The 1425-nt window shown below is 77.4% G+C and carries 1 protein-coding gene; it reads right to left on the reverse strand.

Annotated elements, in window-relative coordinates:
* Positions 1-114: 114 nt before the first annotated feature.
* A partial coding sequence (locus tag ACFUEL_RS39700; protein WP_380243093.1) for an SUKH-4 family immunity protein occupies positions 115-1425 on the reverse strand: 1311 nt, incomplete at its 5' end.

The following is a 1425-nucleotide window of genomic DNA, read 5'->3' on the forward strand; positions in this document are numbered from 1 at the left end:
CCTGGTGCCGGTGGGGCGGACGAACCGTCCCTTTGACCTATTTTGCGCTGATCCGACCGCAAACCAAACCGGGGGCGGCCGCGCGGCCGCCGGAACCGGCCGCGGGGCGGGGCGCTACAGCAGGCCGTCCCAGAGCTGTTCGACCAGGACCGCCCACCAGCTTTCGGGGGTGTGCACGGCGGCCGGGTCGACCGCCATCAGCTGGGCCTGGAAGTCGGTGGTCCAGCGGCCGGCCTGCTCGGGGGTGAGGCCGTAGCGCAGCCGCCACATCCGGGCCAGCACGGTCAGGCAGCCGACGAACTCGGGGACGCCGGAGTTGACGAAGCGCGGCGGCTCGGCCGGGTTCTCGATGTCGACGGCGACCACCGCGGCGGTGCCGTACTGGACGCACAGCTGGCGGCCGTAGTCGTTGCCGAGGACGAGGTAGCCGCCGAAGTCCGGGCCGGGCGGCAGGCCGCGTTCGGCGGCGAGCTCGGCCAGCGTCGGGATGGGGCGGCCCTCCTGGGCCTGGGCCCAGAAGAACGGCGCGAACTCGCGCGGCAGGCCGACCCACATGAGCGTCTGGGCGACCGGCTCCGGCACGCCCTGGCGGGAGACCGCGCGCTGCTCGAACCGGAACATCGAGGGGCCGAACATGCCGGCGAGCTCCGCCGCGAGCTGCTGCGGCGGCGGGGGCGGCAGCTGCGGGACGGTGCCGGGCGCGGGCAGCGGCACCCGGACGGTGCGCGGGCGCGGCGGCGCGGACACCAGCTGGTGCAGCTGCTCGACGTGCTCGCTGAGCACGTTCATGCCGGCCTGCCGGGCGGCGGCGTCGCGGCCGTACGGGGCGGTGTGGCTGATCCGGGCGTTCGGCCAGGACGCCCGCACCATCCGGGCGCAGTAGCCGCCGGGCAGGTCGCACAGCTCCAGGTCGGTGTGCACCTCCAGCACCTGGTCGGCGGGCACGCCGAGGCGGCGCAGCTCCTGGAGGGCCTTCCACTCGGGGTGCGGGGTGCCCAGCTCGGAGGTCATCACCAGGTTGAGCTCGGAACCGTCCGGGCCCCGGTAGTTGACCACGGCGGTGGTACCGGGGCCGACCGTCGGCGGACCGGCCGGCGGCGGGGCCGCGGGGCCGGGCGCGCCGGGCGGGAAGCCGCCGGGCTGCGGGGCGCCCGGGAAGGGCTGCGGCGGGGGCGCCTGGAACGGCGGCGCGCCCTGCGGCGCCGGGGCGCCGGGAAAGGGCTGGCCGGGGGCGCCGGGCATCGGCATCGGGAACGGCGGGGTGGCGCCCGGCGGCAGCTCGATCGCCGGGGCCAGCTGGGTGGCCTGGTAGGCGACGGCGGCGGCCTCGGGCGCGGCGGGGGCGGCGGCGGCGGGGTCCACGGCTACCGGTCGCTGGAGGGCACGTTCCTGGGCGGCTGCATCTTCTCCGGCCGTGCCGCGGGC

The organism is Kitasatospora sp. NPDC057198 (assembly GCF_042670125.1).
Lineage (GTDB): Bacteria > Actinomycetota > Actinomycetes > Streptomycetales > Streptomycetaceae > Kitasatospora.